General features: G+C 61.6%; 22 protein-coding genes. 16 read left to right on the top strand and 6 right to left on the bottom strand.

Annotated elements, in window-relative coordinates:
- Positions 1–51 precede the first annotated feature (51 nt).
- From HU773_RS06320 to HU773_RS06330, 3 genes are all read right to left on the bottom strand, one after another.
- Entirely contained in the window at positions 52–1,362 is a 1,311-nt protein-coding gene (locus HU773_RS06320; protein WP_057959547.1) for an MFS transporter, read from the bottom strand.
- Between the two features lie 346 nt (positions 1,363–1,708).
- Complete coding sequence (locus HU773_RS06325) at positions 1,709–2,947, bottom strand: transporter associated domain-containing protein (RefSeq protein ID WP_057959548.1); 1,239 nt, start codon at positions 2,945–2,947, stop codon at positions 1,709–1,711.
- Positions 2,948–2,959: 12 nt separating this feature from the next.
- Positions 2,960–3,772, bottom strand: coding sequence for a cytochrome C assembly family protein (locus tag HU773_RS06330; RefSeq protein ID WP_057437993.1), 813 nt, complete (start codon positions 3,770–3,772; stop codon positions 2,960–2,962).
- Positions 3,773–4,005: 233 nt separating this feature from the next.
- On the opposite strand from HU773_RS06330, the gene ffh reads away from it, so the two are divergent.
- From ffh to HU773_RS06390, 12 genes are all read left to right on the top strand, one after another.
- On the top strand, positions 4,006–5,382 hold the full coding sequence (gene ffh, locus HU773_RS06335) for a signal recognition particle protein (protein ID WP_186626221.1): 1,377 nt from the start codon (positions 4,006–4,008) through the stop codon (positions 5,380–5,382).
- A 250-nt stretch (positions 5,383–5,632) separates the two neighbouring features.
- Positions 5,633–5,884, top strand: coding sequence for a 30S ribosomal protein S16 (rpsP, locus tag HU773_RS06340; protein WP_003175899.1), 252 nt, complete (start codon positions 5,633–5,635; stop codon positions 5,882–5,884).
- 5 nt (positions 5,885–5,889) lie between these two features.
- Entirely contained in the window at positions 5,890–6,426 is a 537-nt protein-coding gene (gene rimM, locus HU773_RS06345; RefSeq protein ID WP_010565276.1) for a ribosome maturation factor RimM, read from the top strand.
- Entirely contained in the window at positions 6,408–7,181 is a 774-nt protein-coding gene (trmD, locus tag HU773_RS06350) for a tRNA (guanosine(37)-N1)-methyltransferase TrmD (protein ID WP_024077235.1), read from the top strand. Before rimM ends, trmD begins: the two co-directional genes overlap by 19 nt.
- Before the next feature lie 45 nt (positions 7,182–7,226).
- Positions 7,227–7,577, top strand: coding sequence for a 50S ribosomal protein L19 (gene rplS / locus HU773_RS06355; RefSeq protein WP_003175895.1), 351 nt, complete (start codon positions 7,227–7,229; stop codon positions 7,575–7,577).
- Between the two features lie 82 nt (positions 7,578–7,659).
- Complete coding sequence (locus tag HU773_RS06360; protein WP_057437995.1) at positions 7,660–8,073, top strand: acyl-CoA thioesterase; 414 nt, start codon at positions 7,660–7,662, stop codon at positions 8,071–8,073.
- Positions 8,074–8,197: 124 nt separating this feature from the next.
- Complete coding sequence (xerD, locus tag HU773_RS06365) at positions 8,198–9,094, top strand: site-specific tyrosine recombinase XerD (protein WP_057437997.1); 897 nt, start codon at positions 8,198–8,200, stop codon at positions 9,092–9,094.
- Positions 9,095–9,235: 141 nt separating this feature from the next.
- Complete coding sequence (locus HU773_RS06370) at positions 9,236–9,967, top strand: thioredoxin fold domain-containing protein (protein ID WP_057437999.1); 732 nt, start codon at positions 9,236–9,238, stop codon at positions 9,965–9,967.
- Between the two features lie 127 nt (positions 9,968–10,094).
- Complete coding sequence (locus tag HU773_RS06375) at positions 10,095–11,399, top strand: homoserine dehydrogenase (protein WP_029296281.1); 1,305 nt, start codon at positions 10,095–10,097, stop codon at positions 11,397–11,399.
- Positions 11,400–11,465: 66 nt separating this feature from the next.
- Positions 11,466–12,875 carry a threonine synthase gene (gene thrC, locus HU773_RS06380; protein ID WP_057959549.1) on the top strand — a complete coding sequence of 470 codons (1,410 nt, stop codon included), beginning with the start codon at positions 11,466–11,468 and terminating at the stop codon, positions 12,873–12,875.
- 123 nt (positions 12,876–12,998) lie between these two features.
- The gene (locus HU773_RS06385; RefSeq protein ID WP_169990603.1) at positions 12,999–16,622 is read left to right on the top strand and encodes an ATP-binding protein; all 3,624 of its coding nucleotides are present in this window, start codon (positions 12,999–13,001) and stop codon (positions 16,620–16,622) included.
- Between the two features lie 72 nt (positions 16,623–16,694).
- Positions 16,695–17,924: an EAL domain-containing response regulator gene (locus HU773_RS06390; RefSeq protein ID WP_128593887.1), complete on the top strand. Its 1,230-nt coding sequence runs from the start codon at positions 16,695–16,697 to the stop codon at positions 17,922–17,924.
- Between the two features lie 28 nt (positions 17,925–17,952).
- Here the strand turns inward: HU773_RS06390 and HU773_RS06395 are convergent, their stop codons facing one another.
- Positions 17,953–18,615, bottom strand: a complete 663-nt coding sequence (locus HU773_RS06395; RefSeq protein WP_057959551.1) for a response regulator — start codon at positions 18,613–18,615, stop codon at positions 17,953–17,955.
- Between the two features lie 270 nt (positions 18,616–18,885).
- Here HU773_RS06395 and HU773_RS06400 point away from each other — a divergent pair, with 270 nt between their 5' ends.
- The gene (locus HU773_RS06400) at positions 18,886–19,170 is read left to right on the top strand and encodes a DUF3509 domain-containing protein (RefSeq protein ID WP_057438042.1); all 285 of its coding nucleotides are present in this window, start codon (positions 18,886–18,888) and stop codon (positions 19,168–19,170) included.
- 170 nt (positions 19,171–19,340) lie between these two features.
- On the opposite strand, the gene HU773_RS06405 is transcribed toward HU773_RS06400, so the two are convergent.
- Both HU773_RS06405 and HU773_RS06410 read right to left on the bottom strand, forming a co-directional pair.
- On the bottom strand, positions 19,341–20,225 hold the full coding sequence (locus HU773_RS06405) for a TIGR02285 family protein (RefSeq protein WP_057959552.1): 885 nt from the start codon (positions 20,223–20,225) through the stop codon (positions 19,341–19,343).
- A gap of 25 nt (positions 20,226–20,250) precedes the next feature.
- The gene (locus tag HU773_RS06410; RefSeq protein ID WP_186626220.1) at positions 20,251–21,450 is read right to left on the bottom strand and encodes a CaiB/BaiF CoA transferase family protein; all 1,200 of its coding nucleotides are present in this window, start codon (positions 21,448–21,450) and stop codon (positions 20,251–20,253) included.
- Between the two features lie 147 nt (positions 21,451–21,597).
- Here HU773_RS06410 and HU773_RS06415 point away from each other — a divergent pair, with 147 nt between their 5' ends.
- The 3 genes from HU773_RS06415 (at position 21,598) to HU773_RS06425 (ending at position 25,379) form a co-directional block, all read left to right on the top strand.
- Complete coding sequence (locus tag HU773_RS06415; RefSeq protein WP_057438005.1) at positions 21,598–22,140, top strand: YaeQ family protein; 543 nt, start codon at positions 21,598–21,600, stop codon at positions 22,138–22,140.
- A gap of 249 nt (positions 22,141–22,389) precedes the next feature.
- Positions 22,390–24,099: a single-stranded-DNA-specific exonuclease RecJ gene (gene recJ, locus HU773_RS06420; RefSeq protein WP_057959553.1), complete on the top strand. Its 1,710-nt coding sequence runs from the start codon at positions 22,390–22,392 to the stop codon at positions 24,097–24,099.
- A gap of 170 nt (positions 24,100–24,269) precedes the next feature.
- Complete coding sequence (locus tag HU773_RS06425) at positions 24,270–25,379, top strand: NADH:flavin oxidoreductase/NADH oxidase (protein ID WP_186626219.1); 1,110 nt, start codon at positions 24,270–24,272, stop codon at positions 25,377–25,379.
- Positions 25,380–25,400: the final 21 nt, after the last annotated feature.

Here is a 25,400-nt window from a genome sequence, read left to right on the forward strand (position 1 = left end):
ATGTGGAAGGCGTTCCAGTGTGGGGGCGGGGTTACCCGCGATAGCGGTCTATCAGGCGACCTTGTTCAAATCGTTATCCCGCGTCTCTTTCAGGCACAGCACCGCAATCAAACTGAGCAACGCTGCCGCCGACACATACCCGCCGACATAACTCAGCCCACCCATCGCCACCAGTTTGGTCGCGAAAAACGGTGCGGCCGAAGCCCCGACAATCCCGCCCAGGTTATACGCCGCCGACGCCCCGGTATAACGCACGCGTGTCGGAAACAGTTCCGGTAACAAAGCCCCCATCGGCGCAAAGGTCACGCCCATCAGGAACAGTTCCAGGCACAGGAACAGCGCCACGGCCCAGGTCGAGCCGTGGGTCAGCAATGGTTCCATGGTGAAACCCGACAGAATCGCCAGCACCGCACCGACGATCAACACCGGCTTGCGCCCATAGCGGTCACTGGCCAGGGCTGCCAGCGGTGTGGCCGCGCCCATGAACAACACGGCAAAGCACAGCAGGGCGAGGAAGGTTTCGCGGCTGTAGCCCAGGGTGCTCACGCCATAGCTCAGGGAAAACGCCGTAGTGATATAGAACAGCGCATAGCACACCACCATCGCGGCCGCGCCCAGCAGCACCTGCAACCAATGCTGGCTGAACAGCTCCACCAGCGGCACTTTTACTGGTTTTTCCTTGGCCACGGCGTTGGCGAACACCGGGGTTTCATGCAGTTTGAGGCGCGCATACAGGCCCACCATCACCAGCGCGGCGCTGAGCAGGAACGGAATGCGCCAGCCCCAGCTACGGAATTGTTCATCGTCCAGGTTCATCGCCAGGATCAGGAACAGCCCATTGGCCGCCAAAAAGCCAATGGAAGGCCCCAACTGCGGGAACATGCCGAACCAGGCACGCTTGCCCTTGGGCGCGTTTTCGGTGGCCAGCAGCGCGGCGCCGCCCCATTCCCCGCCCAGCCCCAGGCCCTGGCCGAAACGCAGCACGCACAGCAGGATCGGGGCCCAGGCACCAATGGTGTCGTAACCCGGCAACAGGCCGATCAGGGTGGTGCACACGCCCATCAGCAGCAAGGAGGCCACCAGCGTCGACTTGCGCCCGATGCGGTCACCGAAGTGGCCGAACAGCGCCGAACCCAGTGGCCGCGCGATAAAGGCGATACCGAAGGTCAGGAACGCCGCCAGCATCTGCGCGGTGCCGGAATTCTGCGGGAAGAACACCGGGCCGATCACCAGCGCGGCGGCCGTGGCGTAGATATAGAAGTCGTAGAACTCGATGGCGGTGCCGATGATGCTCGCGGTGGCGACCCGGCTGGTCGAGTTGGTCGGGGCGGCGGGAGCGGCCTCGTTATAGGTGGTGCTCATTGAGGTATCCCTGATGGTCATTGCGCGCTTGGCGCGGATTATTATTGGTCTTGCACCCATGGATCAGGGCAGTGCGCGGCGTTGGCTCGGGATGGGAGCGGGTACCGGTCAGACACGGGGTTGCGGTGCCTGGACACGCTCAGTGCGGATAGCACGCGGTCGGGCGGGGCTTGGGTAAGCGCGATTGATTATAGGAAGGGGGTTGCGCTGCAAACAAGGGCTGGAGCGCGGTCTTAGGGGCTGAAAAGATCAAATGTGGGAGAAGCGGGCGCCTCGGTGTATCAGTGACACTGAGGTGAGGCTATCGCGGGCAAGCCCGCTTCCACACGGGCTTGTCCACCGTGAGTCAGGTGGCAATCGGCGCTGAGCCGATATGCCAGATCAGCACCTTGCTCACCCGATTGTCTTCAGTTTCGAGGATTTCCAGGCGATAACGGCCGATCTTCACGCACACCGAGCAATCGGGAATGGTCTCCAGTGCTTCGGTCACCAGGCCGTTGAGGGTCTTGGGGCCGTCGCTGGGCAGGTGCCAGCCCAGGCACTTGTTCAGCTCGCGGATCGATACGGCACCGTCGATCACATAGCGGCCGTCAGGCTGGGGCTGGATCAGCGGGTTATCCAGGCTCTGCTCGCTTTCGAATTCGCCGACGATCTCTTCCAGAATGTCTTCCAGGGTGACGATGCCCAGCACTTCGCCGTATTCGTCCACCACCATGCCCAGGCGGCGTTGCTGCTTGTGGAAGTTGAGCAATTGCAGCTGCAGCGGCGTGCTTTCCGGGACGAAGTACGGCTCGTGGCAGGCTGCGAGCAGGGCTTCCTTGGTCAGGCTGGCATCGGGCAGCAGGTGCTGGATCTGCCGGGTGTTGAGCACCGCCTCGACCTGGTTGATATCGCTGTGGAACACCGGCAGCCGCGTGCGCTTGGAGCTGCGCAGTTGTTCGATGATCTCCTCGATAGGGTCGTCGAGGTTGATGCCATCGACTTCGCTGCGCGGCACCAGGATGTCATTGACGGTAATGTTGTCCAGGGCGTGGATACCCGGCATACCCGGCCGAGGGTCGTCGTTCGCGTCTGAGGCTTGCTCGTCGGACGGGTCGCTCTGTGGCTCGTCGCTTTTCTTGACGATCCCCGACTTGCGTTCGAAAGGGCGCAGCAACAGCAGGCTGAGGCCATTGAGCAGCCAGGCCAGGGGATAGAGGATTTTCAGCGGCACACCCAGCAGCGTATTGCCAAACCCCAGCACCGCGTGCGGATAGCGGGTGGCGAGGGTGCGCGGCAGGTAGTCGGCCAGCACCAGCAACAGCCCGCTGGAGACCAGCCAACCCAGCCAGGGACCGTTTTCGGCCCAGGCATAGATCGCCAGCAGGGTGCACAGAATCACCACCACCGCGCGGCACAGGGTGTTGCACAGGATCAGGCTGTTGCGCGGGAAGTTGAGGCGGGCGGCGGCCTTGTCGCCCTGCCGCGTACCGGGGCGCAGGGCCAGCAAATGGAGCTGGGCCGCCTCGATGGCGGTAAACAGCGCCGACCACAAGACCAGCAGCGCGACTACCGCGAGCATCGGCTCAAGGGGCAAGTTGTGCATGATTGCCGCCCGTCAGATATGCAGGATGAATTCGCGAACCAGCTTGCTGCCGAAATACGCCAGCATCAGCAGGCAGAAGCCGGCCAGGGTCCAGCGGATCGCCTTGTGCCCGCGCCAGCCCAGGCGATTGCGGCCCCACAGCAGCACGCTGAACACCACCCAGGCCAGGCACGCCAGCAGGGTTTTGTGCACCAGGTGCTGGGCGAACAGGTTCTCGACGAACAGCCAGCCGGAAATCAGCGACAGCGACAGCAGCGTCCAGCCGGCCCAGAGGAAACCGAACAGCAGGCTTTCCATGGTCTGCAGCGGCGGGAAGTTCTTGATCAGCCCGGAAGGGTGCTTGTGCTTGAGCTGGTGGTCCTGCAAGAGCAGCAGCAACGCCTGGAACACGGCGATGGTGAACATGCCGTAGGCGAGGATCGACAGCAGGATATGCGCGAGGATGCCCGGCTCCTCGTCGATCACCTGCACCGTGCCGGTGGGGGCAAATTGCGCCAGCAGCACTGTCAGCATCCCCAGGGGGAAGAGCAGCAACAGCAGGTTCTCCACCGGGATCCGCGCGCAGGCCAGCAGCGTCAAGGCAATGACCGCAGCGGCAATCAGGCTGGCGGCGCTGAAAAAATCCAGGCCCAGGCCCACTGGTGTCATCAGGTGGGTGAACAGGCTGGCAGCGTGGGCCAGCAAGGCGAACACGCCGAGGCCGGCCAGCAGGCGTTTGTCCGCCCTGGCGCGTTGGGCCAGACGGGTGCCCTGGTAGAGGGTCGCAGCGGCATACAAGAGTGCGGCGGCGAGACTGGGTAGCAAACTGGGTGACAAAGGGAGCATAAATCCTGTTAGGCAAGCCCGAAAGCCGATGAGTTTGGCACACACCTGCGTTCCACGAAAGACCAGCGGGCCAGACAGCGGGTGTGCATGACGGCAGTCTTCGCTATAATCCGCGACCTGCCCACGCCGCAGGCTCGCCAAGCGCTGTTTTTAATAGCGATTTACACAGCCTGGGCCGCCATTACCTCGGTCTACCGATGCACTTCGATGAATAGGGCCTGAAAGGATCGCGCATGTTTGAAAACTTGACTGACCGTCTCTCGCAGACGCTGCGCCATGTCACCGGCAAGGCCAAGCTGACCGAGGACAATATTAAAGACACCCTGCGCGAAGTGCGCATGGCGTTGCTCGAAGCCGACGTTGCCTTGCCTGTGGTCAAGGATTTCGTCAACTCGGTCAAGGAGCGTGCGGTCGGCACTGAAGTGTCCCGCAGCCTGACGCCGGGCCAGGCCTTTGTGAAGGTCGTCCAGGCCGAGCTCGAAAGCCTGATGGGTGCGGCCAACGAAGACCTGAACCTCAGCGCCGTGCCGCCGGCCGTGGTGTTGATGGCCGGTTTGCAGGGGGCGGGCAAGACCACCACCGCTGCCAAGCTGGCGCGCTTCCTTAAAGAGCGCAAGAAAAAATCCGTGATGGTGGTGTCGGCGGACGTGTACCGTCCGGCCGCGATCAAGCAGCTGGAAATGCTCGCCGGTGAAATCGGCGTGACCTTTTTCCCGTCCGACCTGAGCCAGAAGCCGGTCGACATCGCCAACGCTGCCATTAAAGAAGCCAAGCTCAAGTTCATCGACGTGGTGATCGTCGATACCGCCGGTCGCCTGCACATCGACGAAGAGATGATGGGCGAGATCAAGGCGCTGCATGCCGCGATCAACCCGGTAGAAACCCTGTTCGTGGTCGATGCCATGACCGGCCAGGACGCGGCGAACACCGCCAAGGCCTTTGGTGATGCCCTGCCGCTGACCGGCGTGATCCTGACCAAGGTCGACGGTGATGCCCGTGGCGGTGCCGCACTGTCGGTGCGCGCAATCACCGGCAAGCCGATCAAGTTCATCGGTATGGGCGAGAAGACCGAAGCGCTCGAGCCGTTCCACCCTGAGCGGATTGCCTCGCGGATCCTCGGCATGGGCGACGTGCTCAGCCTGATCGAGCAGGCCGAGCAGACCCTCGACAAGGACAAGGCCGACAAACTGGCCAAGAAGCTGAAAAAGGGCAAGGGCTTCGACCTCGAAGACTTCCGCGATCAGTTGCAACAGATGAAGAACATGGGCGGCCTCGGCGGCCTGATGGACAAGCTGCCGAACATCGGCGGTGTGAACCTGGCGCAAATAGGCAATGCCCAGGGTGCGGCAGAGAAGCAGTTCAAGCAGATGGAAGCCATCATCAACTCCATGACCCCGGCCGAGCGCCGCGACCCTGAGCTGATCAGCGGTTCGCGCAAACGTCGGATCGCCATGGGTTCCGGCACCCAGGTGCAGGACATCGGTCGCTTGATCAAGCAGCACAAGCAGATGCAAAAGATGATGAAGAAATTCTCCGCCAAAGGCGGCATGGCCAAAATGATGCGCGGCATGGGCGGTATGATGCCCGGCCGTGGCATGCCGAAGATGTAAAGAATTCGCGCAAGGGCTTGCTCTTGCGCAGACCCACAAGGATGTGGGATCTCCAGCAAACCCGCCGTTGGCGGGAGCTGACTCGCCGTTTTAACCGACGGCTCTATAGCAGATCTGAATGGCACGCGGTCAGGCGCCGGAAAAAGACATTTGCAAAAGTCCGGATATTCCTTAGAATATGCGGCCTTTCGGGCACCCATGCCCGCTGTGCATTTAGATTTGCAGCACCGACTACAGGAACGATGTTCACATGCTAACAATCCGTCTTGCCCTTGGCGGCTCCAAAAAGCGCCCGTTTTACCACTTGACCGTAACCGACAGCCGCAACCCGCGCGACGGTTCGCACAAGGAACAGGTTGGTTTCTTCAACCCTGTTGCTCGTGGTCAAGAAGTTCGTCTGTCCGTGAACCAAGAGCGCGTAGCCTACTGGCTGAGCGTTGGTGCACAGCCTTCCGAGCGTGTTGCCAAGTTGTTGAAGGACTCGGCTAAGGCCGCAGCCTGAGCAATATGAACGCGACGCCAGCTGTTGCTGATGATTTGATCGTTATCGGCAAGATTTACTCTGTTCATGGCGTTCGCGGCGAAGTGAAGGTGTATTCCTTTACTGATCCGACTGAAAACCTGTTGCAGTACAAGACCTGGACGCTCAAGCGCGAAGGTAGTGTGAAACAGGTCGAGCTGGTCAGTGGACGCGGGAACGATAAGTTCCTGGTCGCAAAGCTCAAGGGTCTCGATGATCGTGAAGAAGCGCGTCTTCTGGCCGGTTATGAGATCTGCGTGCCGCGCAACCTGTTCCCTGAATTGACCGACGGCGAGTACTACTGGTACCAGCTGGAAGGTCTGAAGGTTATTGATCAACTCGGGCAATTGCTCGGGAAAATCGACCATCTTCTGGAAACCGGCGCCAATGATGTAATGGTGGTCAAGCCTTGCGCTGGCAGCCTGGATGATCGCGAACGCCTGTTGCCCTATACCGAGCAATGCGTGTTGGCTGTCGACCTGGCAGCGGGCGAGATGAAGGTGGAATGGGACGCGGACTTCTAAGCGTGGCTAATTTGCGCATTGAAGTGATCAGTTTGTTTCCCGAGATGTTTTCTGCCATCAGCGAGTACGGCATCACCAGTCGGGCGGTGAAACAAGGGCTCTTGCAGCTCACTTGTTGGAACCCGCGAGACTACACGACGGATCGACATCACACTGTGGACGATCGCCCATTTGGCGGTGGCCCGGGCATGGTGATGAAGATCAAGCCCCTGGAAGACGCCCTGGTTCAGGCCAAGGCAGCAGCAGGGGAGAAGGCGAAGGTAATTTACCTGTCCCCTCAAGGCCGTCAGCTGAAACAGGCGGCGGTACGCGAACTGGCGAATGAGGAAGCACTGATCCTGATTGCCGGTCGCTATGAAGGCATTGACGAGCGTTTTATTGAAGCTCATGTCGATGAAGAGTGGTCGATTGGGGACTATGTCCTGTCTGGCGGTGAGCTGCCGGCGATGGTCCTGATAGATGCGGTTACACGACTGCTGCCTGGAGCTTTAGGGCATGCGGACTCCGCGGAGGAAGATTCCTTCACGGATGGTTTGCTGGATTGCCCGCACTACACCCGACCGGAGGTGTATGCGGATCAGCGTGTTCCCGACGTGTTGCTAAGTGGCAATCACGCACACATCCGGCGTTGGCGTTTACAGCAGTCCCTTGGTCGGACCTATGAACGACGCGCCGATCTTCTGGAAAGCCGCTCGCTTTCTGGAGAAGAGAAGAAGCTGCTCGAGGAATACATCCTCGCGCGGGACGATAGTTAACAACGTATCGATGGTAGATCCGACGATCTACCTTAGGAGCACAGCATGACTAACAAAATCATCCTTGCACTCGAAGCAGAGCAGATGACCAAAGAGATCCCTACCTTTGCCCCGGGCGACACCATTGTCGTTCAGGTGAAAGTGAAGGAAGGCGACCGTTCGCGTCTGCAAGCGTTCGAAGGCGTCGTAATCGCCAAGCGTAACCGTGGTGTGAACAGTGCTTTCACTGTTCGTAAAATCTCCAACGGTGTTGGCGTAGAGCGTACTTTCCAGACCTACAGCCCGCAAATCGACAGCATGGCCGTTAAACGTCGCGGTGACGTACGTAAAGCCAAGCTGTACTACCTGCGTGACCTGTCCGGTAAAGCAGCTCGCATCAAGGAAAAACTGGCTTAAGTCCAGCTTCCCGATGCAGAAAAAAGCAGCCTACGGGCTGCTTTTTTGTGCCTGAAATTTGCCCCTTGCCCGGAACCCGTTCATGACTACCCGCCTCGAAGAAATCCAGCGCCGCACCGACCTGTCCGTGACCCATGTAACCAAAGCCGTATTTCCGCCGACCACCAACCACCACAACACGCTGTTTGGCGGTACTGCATTGGCCTGGATGGATGAAGTGTCGTTCATCACCGCCACGCGGTTTTGCCGTTTGCCGCTGGTGACGGTGTCTACCGACCGTATCGACTTCAATCACGCGATCCCGGCCGGTTCCATCGTCGAGCTGATTGGCCGCGTGATCAAAGTCGGTAACACCAGCCTCAAGGTGGAAGTGGAGGTGTTTGTCGAGAGCATGAGTGCCGATGGCCGCGAGAAGGCGATCCAGGGTGTGTTCAGCTTTGTCGCAATTGATGACGATAAGCGCCCGGTGCCAGTGCTGCCTGGGTTTGTAGACTGATCCGAGACCGCGTCGCCGCTATCGCAGGCCAGCCATCTCCCACATTAGCCATGCATTTCCCTGGGGGCGCGGGCTTGCCTGCGATAGGATCTACCAGACACTAAAGTACTCAGCCTGAGCCCCCATGCCCGCCATTGACCATCCCCTGATCGACCGCTTCCTCGACGCCCTCTGGCTGGAAAAAGGCCTGTCGGACAACACGCGCCAGTCCTACCGCAGCGACCTGGCCCTGTTCAATGGCTGGTTGCTGGAGAGAAACCTCGAGCTGAGCCACGCCGGGCGTGAGTTGATCCTCGATCACCTGGCCTGGCGCCTTGAGCAGAACTACAAGCCGCGCTCCACTGCGCGATTCCTCTCGGGAGTGCGTGGGTTTTATCGCTATTTGCTGCGGGAAAAGCTGATTGCTGTTGACCCGACCCTGCAAGTCGATATGCCGCAACTCGGCAGGCCCTTGCCCAAGTCCCTGTCAGAAGCCGACGTCGAAGCCCTGCTGGCTGCGCCCGACCTGAGCGAAGCCATCGGTCAGCGCGACCGCGCGATGCTGGAAGTCTTGTATGCCTGCGGCCTGCGCGTCACCGAGCTGATCAGCCTGACCCTGGAGCAGGTCAATCTGCGCCAGGGTGTGTTGCGGGTGATGGGCAAGGGCAGCAAGGAGCGCCTGGTGCCCATGGGCGAAGAGGCAATCGTGTGGGTCGAGCGCTATATGCGCGATGCCCGCAGCGAGCTGCTCGGCGGGCGCCCCAGTGACGTGCTGTTCCCCAGCCTGCGCGGCGAGCAGATGACCCGCCAGACCTTCTGGCATCGCATCAAGCACCAGGCCAAGGTCGCCGGGATCGGTAAGTCGCTGTCCCCCCACACCCTGCGCCATGCATTTGCCACCCATCTGCTCAACCATGGCGCGGATTTGCGCGTGGTGCAGATGCTGCTGGGCCATAGCGACCTGTCCACCACGCAGATTTATACCCATGTGGCGCGGGCAAGGTTGCAGGACCTGCATGCCAAACATCACCCAAGGGGCTGACAGGCCCCAATTTGGCCGCCAGCGTCTGCCCTGGCGCCCAATTGTGGTAGGCTTTGCCGGTTTGCAAAGGGGACGGTCCCGAGCCGTGTTTCCAGATCGGCGTCCTGGCCTTCGTCCCTGCATCTGCCTTCAGGAGTTCCCATGCGCTTGACCCAGATTTTTGCCGCCGCAGCCATTGCGTTGGTTTCAACCTTTGCCGTCGCCGATGACGCCGCCGAGAAGACAATCCGTAAGAGTCTGGAAAGCCTCCAGCTCGAAACTCCGGTCGAAAGCATCAGCGCCAGCCCGATGGCCGGCCTGTATGAGGTCAAGCTCAAGGGCAGCCGCGTGCTGTATGCCAGCGCCGACGGTCAGTACATCGTCCAGGGCTACCTGTTCCAGTTGAAAGACGGCAAGCCGGTCAACCTCACCGAGAAGGCCGAGCGCGTTGGGATCTCCAAGCTGATCAACGGTATCCCGGTGGCCGAGACCGTGGTCTACCCCGCGATTGGCGAAACCAAGACCCACATCACCGTCTTCACCGACACCACTTGCCCGTACTGCCACAAGCTGCACGCCGAGATACCTGCGCTGAACAAGATGGGTGTCGAAGTGCGTTACGTAGCGTTCCCGCGCCAGGGCCTCGGTTCGCCGGGCGACGAGCAACTGCAAGCGGTATGGTGCGCAACCGACAAGAAAGCAGCCATGGACAAGATGGTCGATGGCAAAGAAATCAAGTCCGCCAAGTGTGCCAATCCGGTTTCCAAGCAGTACGCTCTGGGTCAGTCCATCGGGGTGAACGGTACGCCGGCCATCGTCTTGGCCGACGGCCAGGTGATTCCGGGCTACCAGCCTGCGCCACAAGTCGCCAAACTGGCACTGGGTGCCAAATAAACAGTATTGTCGAGCCTTTGACGATCAGGCCCGCCGACACGTCGACGGGTCGTTAACAGAGAGCCGCAGTTGTGCGGCTGTTTTTCACGGCCGACCTTGAGTCGGCCGTTTCATGGGGAGTTCTTCAGTGAAACCGGTCAAAGTAGGCATCTGTGGGTTAGGGACCGTCGGTGGCGGCACCTTGAACGTACTTCAGCGTAACGCTGAGGAGATTTCCCGCCGTGCAGGGCGCGGGATTGAAGTGGCACAAATTGCCATGCGTACGCCAAAGCCTCAGTACCAAACGACCGGTATTGCGATTACCAACGATGTCTTCGATGTGGCCACGAACCCTGAAATCGACATCGTCATCGAGTTGGTCGGCGGCTACACCGTCGCCCGTGAGTTGGTGCTCAAGGCCATCGAAAACGGCAAGCACGTGGTTACCGCCAACAAGGCGCTGATTGCCGTGCACGGCAACGAAATCTTCGCCAAGGCCCGCGAGAAGGGCGTGATCGTGGCGTTCGAAGCCGCCGTCGCTGGCGGTATCCCGGTGATCAAGGCGATCCGCGAAGGCCTGTCGGCCAACCGTATCAACTGGGTTGCGGGCATCATCAACGGCACCGGTAACTTCATCCTTACCGAAATGCGCGAGAAGGGCCGTACCTTCGAAGACGTGCTGGCCGAGGCCCAGGCCCTGGGTTACGCCGAAGCCGACCCGACGTTTGACGTAGAAGGTATCGACGCGGCGCACAAGCTGACCATCCTGGCGTCCATCGCCTTTGGTATCCCGCTGCAGTTCGACAAGGCCTATACCGAAGGCATAACCAAGCTGACCACCGCCGACGTGAACTACGCCGAAGCCCTGGGCTACCGCATCAAGCACCTGGGCGTGGCGCGCAGCACCGCTGCCGGTATCGAATTGCGCGTGCACCCGACCCTGATTCCGGCCGACCGCCTGATCGCCAACGTCAATGGCGTGATGAACGCGGTGATGGTCAATGGTGATGCGGCCGGTTCGACCCTGTTCTACGGCGCCGGTGCCGGCATGGAGCCGACGGCTTCGTCGGTGATCGCCGACCTGGTGGACGTGGTCCGCGCCATGACCAGCGACCCGGAAAACCGCGTGCCGCACCTGGCCTTCCAGCCGGATTCGCTGTCGGCCCACCCGATCCTGCCGATCGAAGCCTGCGAAAGCTCCTACTACCTGCGGATCCAGGCCAAGGACCACCCGGGCGTGTTGGCCCAGGTGGCCAGCATCCTCTCGGAGCGCGGCATCAACATTGAGTCGATCATGCAGAAGGAAGTCGAAGAACACGACGGCCTGGTGCCCATGATCCTGCTGACTCACCGTGTGCTGGAACAGCACATGAACGATGCCATTGCCGCGCTGGAAGCCCTGCAGGGCGTGGTCGGGCCGGTGGTGCGGATCCGCGTCGAACACCTGAACTAACGATAGGTTGCAGAGGCCCCGCAGGTTCGGCGGCCTCTGTTCAAGAATGTTGTAGAGGAGCCAGTCATGCGTTACATCAGCACCCGCGGCCAGGCACCGGCCCTGAATTTCGAAGACGTCCTGCTCGCAGGCCTCGCCACTGACGGTGGCCTGTACGTGCCGGAAAACCTGCCACGCTTCACCCAGGAAGAAATCGCCTCCTGGGCTGGCCTGCCGTACCACGAGCTGGCGTTCCGGGTCATGCGCCCGTTCGTTACCGGCAGCATCCCCGATGCCGATTTCAAGAAGATCCTCGAAGAAACCTACGGCGTGTTCTCGCACAACGCCATCGCCCCGCTGCGTCAGCTGAACGGCAACGAATGGGTGCTGGAGCTGTTCCACGGCCCGACCCTGGCGTTCAAGGATTTCGCCCTGCAACTGCTCGGTCGCCTGCTGGATTACGTGCTGGAGAAACGCGGCGAGCGCGTGGTGATCATCGGTGCCACCTCCGGTGATACCGGCTCGGCGGCCATCGAAGGCTGCAAGCACTGCGAAAACGTCGACATCTTCATCCTGCACCCGCACAACCGCGTATCGGAGGTGCAGCGCCGGCAGATGACGACCATCTTCGGCGAGAACATCCACAATATCGCGGTCGAAGGCAACTTCGACGACTGCCAGGAAATGGTCAAGGCCAGCTTTGCTGACCAGAGCTTCCTCAAAGGCACGCGTCTGGTTGCGGTGAACTCGATCAACTGGGCGCGGATCATGGCCCAGATCGTCTACTACTTCCACGCCTCGCTGCAGCTGGGCGGGCCGGCACGTTCGGTGTCGTTCTCGGTGCCGACCGGCAACTTTGGCGATATCTTCGCCGGTTACCTGGCACGCAACATGGGCCTGCCGATCAACCAGTTGATCGTCGCCACCAACCGCAACGACATCCTGCACCGCTTCATGAGCGGCAACCAGTACGTCAAGGAAACCCTGCACGCGACCCTGTCGCCGTCGATGGACATCATGGTCTCGTCGAACTTCGAACGCCTGCTGTTCGACATGCACGGTCGTAACGGCGCGGCCCTGGCCGGCCTGATGGACAGCTTCAAGCAGGGTGGTGGTTTCAGCGTCGATCAGGAGCGCTGGACCGAAACCCGCAAGCTGTTCGACTCCCTGGCCGTGGACGATGCCCAGACCTGCGAGACCATCGCTGAAGTCTATGCCCAGACCGGCGAGCTGCTGGACCCGCACACCGCCATTGGCGTCAAGGCCGCGCGCGAATGCCGGCGCAGCCTGGACATCCCGATGGTGATCCTCGGCACGGCCCACCCGGTGAAATTCCCTGAGGCGGTGCAGAAGGCCGGTGTCGGCAAGGCTCTGGAACTGCCGCCGCACCTGGCTGACCTGTTTGAGCGGGAAGAGCGTTGCACGGTATTGCCTAATGACCTGAAGGCTATTCAGGCGTTCGTCAGCCAGCATGGCAATCGTGGTAAGCCGCTCTGAGTTCTGAAAGGCTGCACGAATAAGGCAAACGGCGCTTGTCCAGAGATGGGGAAGCGCCGTTTTTCTTGGCGGGTATCGCACCCTGTTTTTGATCCGGGGCGCCCCGTTACCCCTGCAACGGATATGTCCACCGAACCAAAAATAACCCACAAGGAAACCCCTACGGTGCGGTTCACGACCCGATGGCACCTGTGCCTACTGAGCGCGCTGCTGCTCGGCCACCTGCCTGCAAGCCTGGCCGCCGTCAGCCTGCCGTTCAATCTGGTGCCGGCGTTTATCACCCTGGCGCCCATCCCCCTGGCACCCGCCGAGCGCCAGTGGCTGGCGCAACACCGAACCCTGAGGGTGGGGATTTCCATTGATGACTACCAACCCATCGACATCACCCGCGATCGTAATCGCTACCAGGGCATCAGTGCCGACTACTTGAGCCTGGTGGGGGCGCGACTCGGCGTGTCGATGCAGGTGATGGGCTTCGCCGAGCGGGCCCAGGCCGTGGAGGCCCTGCGCGCCGGGACGATTGATATCCTCACCAGCGCCAACGGCTATGAACGTGACGTGCCCGGCCTGGCCTTTACGGCGGACTATATGCCCGACCGTTCGGTGGTGGTGACGCGCGGTGCCGACGCCACGCCAAACGACGCACTCCAGGACAAGAAGGTGGTGTTGCTCGATGGCTACGCCAACGTCAAGAACGTGCATGCCGCCTACCCGCAAAGCCACATCATGCTGGCGCCCAATCTCTATAGCGGCCTCGAAGCCCTGGAGCAGGGTGATGTGGATGCGTTTATCGGCAATGAAGTGATCGTGCGCGCCTACAAGTCCCTGCGTCCTTACCTGAGCATGCAGATCAAGGAGCAAAGCCGCCTGGCGCCGATTGGTTTTGCCTTCGCCACGCGCCAGGCCGATCCCTTGCTGGGCAAGATGATGGACCGGGCGTTGCAGAGCATTGATGACTCGGTGCGCCGTGAGATCCTGGCCCGTTGGACCACCGGGCTGGGGGTGGACGTCGTCGGTGAGCGTATTCCCCTGTCGGCCGCCGAGCAGGCCTGGGTGCTGCAGCATCCCCATGTGGTGGTGGCGTCCCAGCAATACTCGCCCTATGTGTTCAAAGACAAGGACGGGCGCTGGGTCGGGCTGAATGTCGATCTGCTCAATCGCCTGTCGCGCATGACCGGTTTGCAGTTCGTCATGGAGGAAGTGTTTTCCACCGCGCAGACCCTGGCTATCCTGGAAAAGGGCAGTGCGGATATGAGCACTACCCTGGTGGAAAGCACCGAACGCCGGCGGTTTCTGGATTTCAGCCACGGCTTTGGCGGTGCCGGCTGGGTGTTTGTCGAGCGTCTTGATACGCCACCGCTGACCAGCCTCAGCCAGCTTTCGGGCGAGGTGTTGGCGCTGCCGGCGCGGCATGTGCTCGAAGGCGACATCCGGCGTGAATACCCGCAGATCCGCCTGCGCTCGGTGGCCAACTACACCGAGGCCCGCGCTCTGGTAGCCCGGGGAGAAGCGGCTGCGACCATCCAGAGTGAAGTCGAGGTGCAGAGTTATCCGAACGATGAGTTGCGGGTCGGTCGCAGTGTCGATGGCAAGTGGTCCAGTGACAACCTGGCAGTGCGCAAGGACCATCCCGAGCTGCTGAGTATTTTGAACAAGGCCCTGGAAGCCTTGCCGGTAGCCGAACTGAGCGCGTTGCGCCTGCGCTGGATGGGCGCGGTGGCGGTCCCGGTGCCCGCCTGGCAGCGTGTGCCGCCATGGGCCTATTGGACGGTCGCCACGGCGTTGCTGTTTGTGCTGGTATCTCTGGTCTGGAACAGCCGGCTCAAGCGTCAGATTCGCCAGCGTGTGGAGGCCGAGCGACGGCTCAATGACCAACTGGCGTTCAAGCGCGCCCTGCTCGATGGCATGCCCAACCCGGTGTTTGTGCGTGACCTCGCTGGCCGTTTGGTCACCTGCAACAAAAGCTATGAACAGCAGTTGGCCACCCGGCTTGAACTGATCCAGGGCCTGACCCTGCCGGAGAGTGGAATTTTGCCGGCCGCCACCGCCTTGCGCCTGCATGTGGGGCACATGGAGCAACTGGAGACGCAGCAATCGTTGTTTATCGACCGCCAACTGGAGTTCAACGGCGGTATCGCCCATGTCTATCAATGGACCGTGCCGTTTTACGATGCCGAGGGCCAGTTGCGGGGTTTGCTCGGGGGCTGGGTCGATATCAACGAGCGCAAGGTCCTGGAAACCCAACTGATGGACGCGCGTCGCGCTGCCGATGAAGCGAACTACGCCAAGAGTGCCTTTGTGTCGAACCTCAGTCATGAGATTCGTACGCCGATGACGGCGATTATCGGCCTGCTGGAGCTGGAACAGGAGCGCGCCCTGGCCTCGGGCGCCCCTGTTTCCGAGGCGTTGCAGGTGGCCCATCGCTCGGCACGGGAGTTGATTGCCCTGATGGGCGATAGCCTTGATCTGGCGAAGATCGAAGCCGGCCATCTGCAATTGGCGCCACAGACCACTGACCTGAAAGGTTTCTTCGAAGGTATCCAGCGCCTGTTTGAAGCCACTGCGCAGAAAAAGGGCCTGCACCTGACCCTGGCGTTCGATCCCCAGGCCCAAGGCTTTTACTGGTTCGACCCGCTGCGCCTGCGCCAGGTCATGCATAACCTTTTGGGCAATGCGCTGAAGTTCACGCAAAGCGGAGATGTGCGTATGCGTGTCGCCTGCCAGGTGGATGGTGAGGGTCACGAATACTTGCACCTGTGCGTCGAAGATACTGGCCCCGGCATCAGCGTCGAACAGCAGGCACGAGTGTTCCGGCCGTTTATCCAGGGCAGCCCGCTGACGGCCGCCGAACATGGCGGCACCGGGCTGGGTTTGAGTATCTGCCAGCAACTGGTGGACCTGATGGGCGGGCAAATCACCCTGCGCAGCACCCTGGGCGAAGGCACCACCGTGTGTATCGACCTGCGCCTGGACCGGGTCGGCAGTGACGACCTGCCGGCGCCGGTGGCCGCCGCGCCGGTGCTGGCTGCGGGCCGGGTGCTGTCGGTGCTGATTGTCGACGACCTGCCGGCCAACCGCTTGGTGCTGGTCCAGCAGTTGCAATTCCTCGGGCACCAGGTGGTGGCCCTCAATAGTGCCGAGGCCGCATTGCAGCGTTGGCGCAGCGAGGCGTTCGACGTGCTGGTGACTGATTGTCATATGCCGGGCATGTCCGGTTATGCCCTGGCCGAGGCTATTCGCCAGATCGAAACCCAGGAGCAGCGCCCGCGCTGCGCGTTGATTGGCTGCACCGCTGCGGCCCAGGAGGACGAAAGCCAGCGCGACCAGCAGGCGGGTATGGATGTGCTGCTGGTCAAGCCGGTGACCCTGGAGCAGTGGGCGCGGGTGCTGGCCCGGGTCACGGCGGTGCCGGCCTTCGACCTGCAGGCCCTGCGCAAGATGACCCAGGCCGACGGGCCGATTCTGCAAAGCATGTTGCAGGAGTTGGCGAACAATTTGGAGCACGAGCACCATCTGTTGGGCAACGCCATGGCCGAGCACGACCTGGTGCAGGTGCGGGCCAGCCTGCATCGCCTCAAGGGCATTTGTTGCCTGGTGGATGCGCTGCCGCTGGCCAAGGCCTGCATCGCCCTTGAAAGCAGTGCGCGGGAACACCGCGACGCTGAGCTGCCAGTGCGCTGGCAAGCCTTGTCGCAGGCATTGCTGGCACTGCGAGAGGAGATTCAGCCTTATCTGGAGCAAGAATAGGACGCGTCCTATGTGGTCGCGTCCGGGTTTTGGCTAATGTGGGCCATCCTGCACGCAGCCCCAGAGTTTTCCATGCGCTCACTCAAAGTCCTGATTCTCGAAGATCACCCGTTCCAGCTGATGGCCCTGCACCAGATGCTCAACGCCAACGGCGTGTTCAACGTGCTTACGGCCGACAGCGTCGAGGTCGCCCGCCAGTCGCTGGCGAGCAAGGGGCCGGTGGATATCGCCATCTGCGATCTGTACCTGGAGCATGGCGACTCACTGGGGCTGATCCGCGAAATGGCTGAGCACAGCCAGGCCCAGGTCCTGGTCCTGTTGAGCGACGCCGAACCGGATGTACTGGAAGGCGTGGCGAGCATGGCGCGTCATGCGGGGTTGAACGTATTGGGGTGCATGCCCAAGCCGGCTTCCGCCACTTCCATCGGGCAGATGCTCGATGCCTGCCGGCAACGCTTGCGGCCGAGCCCGCAAGCGCTGTCCTGGGAGCGTGTGCACCAGATGCTGGGAGTGAGTGAATTCGCGACCGAGAAACTTTGCGCTGAGGTCGGCGAGGCCGCCTTTGAGCGTTACGCCCGTGTCTGCTACCAACCCATCGTCAGCCAGGCCGGTGATCTGCAAGGCGTGGAGGCGTTGGCGCGCTGGCAAGACCCGGAGCATGGCCAGTTGATGCCCAGCGAGTTTCTGCCGCTGCTGGAGTTGGCCGGCCTGGAGCAGGCCTTTACCTGGTACGTGCTGGACCAGGTGTTGCGCCTATGCGCCCAGGTGACCCGGGACACGGGCCTGGAACTGCCGGTGTCAGTCAACATTCCCGGGCGGTTGCTGGATCAGGAACACTTCGCGCTCACGCTGCAAGGCCTGCTGCAGCGCTTTGCCGTCCCGGCGCGCAACCTCACCCTGGAACTGGTGGAAACCTCGCGCCTGAAGACCGACAGCGCCCATGTCACCGGTTTGCTGCGCCTGCGGATGATCGGTTGCAAGTTGTCCATTGGCGATTTCGGCATCGGCGGTACCAGCCTGCAGCGGTTGCTGGAGCTGCCGTTCACCGAGCTGAAGATTCCCCCGGCGTTTGCCAGCGGGATGGCGGGTGACGAACGCAAGTGTGCGGTGGTCGCCGGGGCCATGAGCATGGCCCAGCACCTGGGGGTTGGCGTGGTCGTGACCGGAATTGAAACCCCCGCCGACCGTGACGCGGTGCGCGCGCTGGGGCCGGCCTGGCTGCAGGGTTGCCTGATCGCTCATCCGATGAGTGCCCAGGCGCTGCAACACTGGCTGGCGAAATCTACGGCGATTGCCTTGTAGGAGCCGGCAAGCCGGCCGCTGCACAAACCTAGGCCAACCCGTGTTCCTGCACATAGATGAACAACGCGGCATCGCTGATCAACCCCAGCTTGCGCATGGCACTGACTTTCTGCGCGCTGACGGTCTGCTTGCTGCGATTGAGGTGCGCGGCAATCTCGCCCACCGTCTTGCCACCTGCCAGCAGGCGGATCACCTCCAGTTCCCGGGGTGACAACTGGTGCTGCGAGTGCAGGCGATCAGCCCCCACTGCACCGGCCAGGGCGAGCGCCTGTTCAATGGTGCGGGCCACATAGGGCCGCTGCTGGCGCACCTTGTCGATGGCTTCGGGCAACTCGTCGGCCAGGCTGGCCTTGCTCAACAGACCCATGACCCCCAGTTCCAGGATCGAGTGGAACAGGCCGGCGTTGTTGAGCATGGTCACCACCACAATCGGCAGGTCCGGGTAATGCCGGCGCAGGTGTTCGATCAGGCGCAGGCCGTCGGCCTGGGGTTCGGCGGGCATCATGAAATCGGTGACCAGTACATCGCAGGGGCAGCGTTGCAGCAGGGCGGCCAGGGCCTGGGGCGAGGTGGCCTCACCGACGATGCGCACCTGCTCGTCGCGCTCCAGCACTGCCCGCAAACCGATCAGGAAAATCGGATGATCGTCGGCGATGACAATACGCAAGGGCTGTTCAGACGCGTCTCTCACGGCGGACTCCGGCAATAATCAGGGGATTCTAGCCTGTCGGCGGCTGTTTTCTCTCTGTCATATTGGCCATGCATGCTCGATAAGCTCAGCTCAAAGGCGAACTTTGTGCTTTTGGCGTAGGTCACTTATCTGTAGGCGCGAGCTTGCTCGCGAAAAACGTCAACGATAATGTAGGGCATCCTGAACGAACGTGGCGCTCTCAGGTTTTTCGCAAGCAAGCTCGCGCCTACACTGGTTATTTATTTTTCTCATGATTGAGTGGTGATCGAGATGGAAAGTATCAGCCTATTGCTCGGTGAAGCGCTGAGCCCTTATCAGGTCACGCTGACTACCTCGGGTGTACACGGCGAGAGCCTGGTGACAGTGAAGAGCCCCACGGGCGCAATCGTGGTCGAACGCGAAGTGGATCGTGCGCAATTGACCGACAAACGCGCCTTGGTGGACGTGGTGGACTGCCTGCTCCGCGACCTGAAAATCGCCGAAGGGCGCCTGGAACCTTCGGTAATCGCGGCCTTGCGCAATGCCGCCCAGACGCGCATCAGCGTCCAGGCGTGAAGAAATTTTTATCTTCGGAACCTTCCTACAGGAAGGCCAGTCAGACCATGTAACAGCAGGATCAAGCATTGTGCTCCGGTGCTTGTAGCTTGTTGTACTGGTCTTTGTAGGCCACGTTTAACCCCGAGTTGTCTCCCCACTGCTCGGGGTTTCTTTTTGCCCGGGATTTATCAGGGCAGCGGCGTTTCGCTGAAAAACCTCGGGTTGTCCTTGAGGTACCGCTCGCGCATCAGCGGGTCCAGCCCGTTGGCGTAGGTCTGGCGCAACGTCTCCTGGGGAATATTCTGCAACTCGCGATTGATATGGCTAATGGCCTCGCGCCCCATCGGGGTGTCCGAGCAACCGATATGAATCCGCTGATAGCGCGCCGTGCCCTTGATCGGATAGAACACCAGGTCTTGCGGATCAATACCCTGTTGCGCTGCCTGGTATCGGATTTCCGTCCAGTAGCCCAACACGGCTTCCAGCCGCCCCAGGCGCTGCATCTGCAGCAAGCTGCCCAGTGCATCGTTACCGTAATGGGGGGTCAGCTTGAGCGGATCGGCGTGATTCAACTGTTCGTCAACCCCAGGTCCGTAGCTACGCTCGGCGACGATTCCAAGACGCATCTGCTGCACATCGAGGAACCTCACCAGATCGAACTGGCCATCCACCACATAGCTTGCCAGGGCGTCCTGCTGGTTGCGGCGAATCGCAATGCCATTGCTCAGTACGGCGAACGCCGGTGCGGAAAACACAATGTTCCTGGCCCGCACGGGGGTCCATACCAACGATGGATCGCAGGTGAAGGAGGGCGTGTTGAGCATTTGCAGGCCTCGGGCGCGATTGACGTGCAGGATCTGGTGGCGATACTGCGGCAGGCGCTCGATCAACAGCGGCAGCAGTTTATCGACGCTGCCCTGGCCCTTTTGCGGGCCATCGAAAATGGTCATCGGTGGCAGGTCACGCACCAGCCAGGTCAGGGTGTCCTGTGCCTGGCTCGAGAGCGGCAGCATCCCCAGCAGCGGGGCGATGAGCCATAGGCGCCGCAACGCCCTGATAAAACGGCCGGCCATTATCTTGAGAGTGCTCCACGGGGCATCAGATCGCGCCATCCTTGCGCAAACGGGCCACGGCGTCGCTGTCGTAGCCCAGGGATTGCAGAACCACGGCATTGTGTTCGCCCAGCTCTGGCCCGACCCACTCGCAACTGCCTGGGGTGTCCGAGAGCTTGGGCACGATGCCGGGCATCTTGAAATCCTTGCCGTCGGGCAACTGGGCCTTGAGGAACATTTCCCGGGCGAGGTATTGCGGGTCGCCCAGCATATCTTCGGCGCTGTAAATCCGGCTGGCAGGCACTTCGGCCTGGTTCAACTGCGCCACCACCTGGGCCAGTGGCAAGCTGTTGACCCAGCGGTCGATTACGCCGTACAGCTCGTCGCGCCGGCTATCGCGGCCATCATTGCTGGCCAGTTGTGGGTCATTGGCCAGGTCTTCACGGCCAATGGTCAGCATGAAGCGCTTGAAGATTGCATCGCCATTGGCGCCAATCTGCACATGCTTGCCATCGGCGGTGGTATGGATTGATGACGGGGTAATGCCCGGCATGATGTTGCCGGTGCGCTCGCGGATAAACCCGAACACATCGAACTCGGGGATCATGCTTTCCATCATCGCGAAGATCGCTTCATACAGCGCCACATCCACCACTTGACCGAGGCCGCCGTTGACCTCGCGATGGCGCAGGGCCATGAGCGCGCCAATCACCGCCCACAGCGCGGCGATGGAGTCGCCGATGGAAATCCCGGTGCGCACCGGCGGGCGGTCTTCGAAGCCGGTGATGTAGCGCAGGCCACCCATGGATTCACCGACCGCGCCGAAGCCCGGTTGATCCTTCATCGGCCCGGTCTGGCCAAAGCCCGAGAGCCGTACCATTACCAGCTTGGGGTTGAGGGCGTGCAGGGTGTCCCAGCTCAGGCCGAGTTTTTCCAGGACGCCGGGGCGGAAATTCTCGATCAGGATGTCGGCGTCTGCCAGCAACTGCTTGAGGATCGCCAGCCCCTCGGGATGCTTGAGGTTGAGGGTCAGGGACTGTTTATTGCGTGCCTGGACAAACCACCACAGCGACGTGCCTTCATACAGCTTGCGCCATTTGCGCAGCGGGTCGCCGCCGTCGGGGGATTCGACCTTGATCACTTGGGCACCGAACTCGGCGCAGATGCGCGAGGCGAACGGACCGGCGATCAGGGTGCCCAGTTCGATGACTTTCAGGCCGGCGAGCGGTTTGGCGGTAAACGACATGAGGATCCTTACTAACGCAGGAAGGTATGTATTGCCTTTTAACATAGGCGAGTGCTGCAGGGATAAGGATGATGCAGCGCAGGATTCGTTGAATGACCCCGCCATCGGTTAGACTGGCCGCCTTTCCCTGTCTCTAGAAGTCCGTTCATGGCCCAGCCGTCCACGACCTACAAGTTTGAACTCAACCTGACCGACCTCGATCGTTCGGTGTACGAGAGCGTCAAGCAAACCATCGCCCGTCACCCCTCGGAAACCGAAGAACGCATGACCGTGCGTTTGCTGGCCTACGCCCTTTGGTACAACGAGCAGTTGTCGTTTGGTCGCGGACTGTCAGATGTAGACGAACCAGCCCTGTGGGAAAAAAGCCTGGATGATCGGGTTTTGCACTGGATCGAAGTCGGCCAGCCCGATGCCGACCGCCTGACCTGGTGTTCGCGCCGTACCGAACGTACCAGCTTGCTGGCCTACGGCAGCCTGCGGGTGTGGGAAGGCAAGGTGGTGCCGGTGGCCAACAACCTGAAAAACGTGCATATCGCCGCCGTGCCCCAGGAAATTCTGGAAACCCTGGCCAAGGACATGCCCCGGGTGATCAAGTGGGATGTGATGATCAGCGAAGGCACGATTTTCGTCACCGATGACCGCGGCCAGCACGAAGTGCAACTGCAGTGGCTGGTCGGCGAACGCGGCTGATCCTGTCAGGACGGGTTTGTGTGGGAGCTGGCTTGCCCAGTTAAGCGAAGGCAATCTTCAAAGCAGCGAAGATCACATGTGGGAGCGGGCTTGCTCGCGAAGACGTCGGCCCAGCAAGCATTGATGTTGACTGACCCACTGCTTTCGCGAGCAAGCCCGCTCCCACACAAGCCCGCTCCCACATTTGATGTTTGTCGTTACTCATAGTGTTTTTTAACCGTTGTATTGCACAGAAGCCCCCATCACCCCATGCGCATCGATCCCCGCCCATTGCCCGCTGTCCTGCCGTTCCTCGGTGAATTGCCACCGTTGCTGACCCGTCTCTACGCCGCCCGTGGCGTGACCTCGCAGGATGAGCTGGATAAAAGCCTGGCGCGGCTGATTCCCTATCAGCAGCTCAAAGGGATTGAGGCTGCCGTGGATTTGCTGGTGACGGCCCTGGAGCAGCGCCAGCGCATCCTGATCGTCGGCGACTTCGACGCCGATGGCGCCACCGCCAGCACCGTGGGCACCCTCGGCCTGCGCCTGCTCGGGGCGGCCCATGTGGATTACCTGGTGCCCAACCGCTTCGAATACGGCTACGGCCTGACCCCGGAAATCGTCGCCGTGGCCTTGCAGCGCGAGCCGCACTTGCTGATTACCGTGGACAACGGCATCTCCAGTGTCGAGGGTGTGGCGGCGGCGAAGGCGGCGGGTCTCAAGGTGCTGGTCACCGACCACCACTTGCCCGGCGATGAACTGCCGGCAGCCGATGCCATCGTCAACCCGAACCAGCCCGGTTGCGGGTTCCCCAGCAAGGCCCTGGCGGGCGTCGGGGTGATTTTCTACGTGCTGATGGCCCTGCGCGCGCGCCTGCGCAGCCTGGGCTGGTACGACAAGCAGCCGCAGCCCAATATCGGCGAGTTGCTCGACCTGGTGGCCCTGGGCAGCGTGGCCGACGTGGTGCCGCTGGATGCCAACAACCGCATCCTGGTCCATCAAGGCCTGGAGCGGATCCGCGCCGGGCGTGCGCGGCCGGGGATCAAGGCGATCCTGGAAGTGGCCAAGCGCGACCACGCACGTATCACCTCAACCGACCTGGGTTTTATCCTCGGCCCACGGCTGAATGCGGCCGGGCGCCTGGATGACATGAGCCTGGGCATCGAATGCCTGCTCACCAGCGACTTCGCCCTGGCCCGGGAAATGGCCGCGCAGTTGGACGGCATGAACCAGGACCGCAAAGCCATCGAGCAGGGCATGCAGCGCGAGGCCCTGGCCCAGCTCAAGGACTTGCCGGTGGAGTCGATGCCATTTGGTCTGTGCCTGTTCGACCCGGAATGGCACCAGGGTGTGATCGGGATTCTCGCCTCGCGTATGAAAGAGCGCTATTTCCGCCCGACCATTGCCTTTGCCGATGCCGGTGATGGCCTGCTCAAGGGCTCCGGGCGTTCGGTGCCGGGCTTTCATATCCGTGATGCCCTGGCAGTGGTGGCCAGCCAGCACCCGAACCTGATCGCCAAGTACGGCGGCCACGCCATGGCGGCGGGCCTGACCTTGCCTGAAGCCAACTTCCCGTTGTTCGCCGAAGCCTTCGACGCCGAAGTGCGCCGGCAACTGCGTGAAGAAGACCTGACGGGGCGCCTGTTGTCCGATGGCACCCTGGCGGTGGAAGAGTTCCACCTGGAACTGGCCCGTGCCCTGCGCAACGCCGGGCCCTGGGGCCAGCACTTTCCCGAGCCGTTGTTTCATGGGGTGTTTCAACTGGTGGAGCAGCGGGTGGTGGGCGAGCGGCACCTCAAGGTAGTGCTCAAGAGTGAGTGCGGCGCGGTGAAGCTCGATGGCATTGCCTTTGGCATCGACCGCGAGGTGTGGCCGAACCCGACCATTCGCTGGGTGGAGTTGGCCTACAAGCTCGACGTCAATGAGTTCCGCGGCCAGGAAACCGTGCAATTGATGATTGCCCACATCGAACCGCGCTGAACCCTGTGCAATCCCCGGTTGTCGACTAGTCTCTAAGCACTGTGTGATTGGTCTTGTGACCTTGTCTGTTTTTTAGCCCGAAGGGGACGGGCCTTTCATCTTCTCGTCACGCGTACCGGTCAGACAGAACCCTGGAGCCAATGCCCACCGGATACGAGAAGAGGTGCCCCATGAGTCTGTTGCTTGAACCCTATACCCTGCGCCAATTGACCCTGCTCAACCGCATTGCCGTATCGCCGATGTGCCAGTACTCCGCCGTCGATGGGCTGGCCAACGACTGGCACCTGGTGCACCTGGGCAGCCGCGCCGTTGGCGGCGCCGGGCTGATTTTCAGCGAAGCCACCGCCGTTACTGCCGATGGCCGCATCACCGCCCAGGACCTGGGCCTGTGGAACGATGCCCAGATTGAGCCGCTGCAGCGCATCACACGCTTTATCAGCGCCCAGGGCGCGGTGGCGGGTATTCAACTGGCCCACGCCGGGCGCAAGGCCAGCACCCATCGGCCGTGGATCGGCAAGCATGGCAGCGTCAAGCCCGAAGACGGTGGCTGGGTGCCTGTTGGCCCTTCGCCGATAGCCTTCGACCCTCAGCACACCGCCCCCCGGCAGCTCGATGAGGGGCAAATCCAGCAGGTGATCAGCGACTTTGTGGCGGCCGCCAAGCGTGCCCTGACCGCCGGTTTCGAAGTGGTGGAAATCCATGCGGCCCATGGTTATCTGCTGCATCAATTTCTTTCGCCTCTGAGCAATCAGCGCCAGGATCAATATGGCGGTTCCTTTGAAAACCGCATCCGCCTGGTGCTGCAAGTCACCCAGGCGGTGCGCGATGTGTGGCCGCAAGAGCTGCCGCTGTTTGTACGCGTCTCGGCCACCGACTGGGTGGAAGACGGCTGGAACCCCGACGAAACCGTGGAACTGGCGCGCCGCCTGAAAGACCTGGGCGTGGACCTGATCGACGTGTCCTCCGGTGGCACCGCCGCCAATGCCGAAATCCCCATCGGCCCCGGTTATCAAACGCGCTTTGCCGAGCGCGTGCGCAAGGAATCCGGCATGGCCACCGGCACGGTCGGGATGATTACCGAACCGGCCCAGGCCGAGCATATTCTGCGCACCTGCCAGGCCGATATCATCTTCCTGGCCCGGGAACTGCTGCGTGATCCGTACTGGCCGCTGCACGCCGATGACGACCTGGGCGGCCGCAAGGCGACCTGGCCGGCGCAGTACCAGCGGGCTACCCACCGCGACCAGCCGATCCATGAGTCGGATTTGCGCAACAAGTAACCCCTCCAGCCGCTGGCCCGC

The sequence above is a fragment of the Pseudomonas shahriarae genome, from assembly GCF_014268455.2.
GTDB lineage: Bacteria > Pseudomonadota > Gammaproteobacteria > Pseudomonadales > Pseudomonadaceae > Aquipseudomonas > Aquipseudomonas shahriarae.

Bases quoted from the DNA above. Each gene is read 5' to 3' on its own strand.
- HU773_RS06425 (WP_186626219.1), top strand. From the start codon at position 24,270: ATGAGTCTGTTGCTTGAACCCTATACCCTGCGCCAATTGACCCTGCTC.
- HU773_RS06370 (WP_057437999.1), top strand. From the start codon at position 9,236: ATGCGCTTGACCCAGATTTTTGCCGCCGCAGCCATTGCGTTGGTTTCA.
- ffh (WP_186626221.1), top strand. From the start codon at position 4,006: ATGTTTGAAAACTTGACTGACCGTCTCTCGCAGACGCTGCGCCATGTC.
- HU773_RS06415 (WP_057438005.1), top strand. From the start codon at position 21,598: ATGGCCCAGCCGTCCACGACCTACAAGTTTGAACTCAACCTGACCGAC.
- HU773_RS06390 (WP_128593887.1), top strand. From the start codon at position 16,695: ATGCGCTCACTCAAAGTCCTGATTCTCGAAGATCACCCGTTCCAGCTG.
- trmD (WP_024077235.1), top strand. From the start codon at position 6,408: ATGGGACGCGGACTTCTAAGCGTGGCTAATTTGCGCATTGAAGTGATC.
- HU773_RS06400 (WP_057438042.1), top strand. From the start codon at position 18,886: ATGGAAAGTATCAGCCTATTGCTCGGTGAAGCGCTGAGCCCTTATCAG.
- HU773_RS06360 (WP_057437995.1), top strand. From the start codon at position 7,660: ATGACTACCCGCCTCGAAGAAATCCAGCGCCGCACCGACCTGTCCGTG.
- rplS (WP_003175895.1), top strand. From the start codon at position 7,227: ATGACTAACAAAATCATCCTTGCACTCGAAGCAGAGCAGATGACCAAA.
- HU773_RS06320 (WP_057959547.1), bottom strand. From the start codon at position 1,362: ATGAGCACCACCTATAACGAGGCCGCTCCCGCCGCCCCGACCAACTCG.
- HU773_RS06385 (WP_169990603.1), top strand. From the start codon at position 12,999: ATGTCCACCGAACCAAAAATAACCCACAAGGAAACCCCTACGGTGCGG.
- xerD (WP_057437997.1), top strand. From the start codon at position 8,198: ATGCCCGCCATTGACCATCCCCTGATCGACCGCTTCCTCGACGCCCTC.
- rpsP (WP_003175899.1), top strand. From the start codon at position 5,633: ATGCTAACAATCCGTCTTGCCCTTGGCGGCTCCAAAAAGCGCCCGTTT.
- HU773_RS06410 (WP_186626220.1), bottom strand. From the start codon at position 21,450: ATGTCGTTTACCGCCAAACCGCTCGCCGGCCTGAAAGTCATCGAACTG.
- HU773_RS06325 (WP_057959548.1), bottom strand. From the start codon at position 2,947: ATGCACAACTTGCCCCTTGAGCCGATGCTCGCGGTAGTCGCGCTGCTG.
- rimM (WP_010565276.1), top strand. From the start codon at position 5,890: ATGAACGCGACGCCAGCTGTTGCTGATGATTTGATCGTTATCGGCAAG.
- thrC (WP_057959549.1), top strand. From the start codon at position 11,466: ATGCGTTACATCAGCACCCGCGGCCAGGCACCGGCCCTGAATTTCGAA.
- HU773_RS06330 (WP_057437993.1), bottom strand. From the start codon at position 3,772: ATGCTCCCTTTGTCACCCAGTTTGCTACCCAGTCTCGCCGCCGCACTC.
- recJ (WP_057959553.1), top strand. From the start codon at position 22,390: ATGCGCATCGATCCCCGCCCATTGCCCGCTGTCCTGCCGTTCCTCGGT.
- HU773_RS06405 (WP_057959552.1), bottom strand. From the start codon at position 20,225: ATGGCCGGCCGTTTTATCAGGGCGTTGCGGCGCCTATGGCTCATCGCC.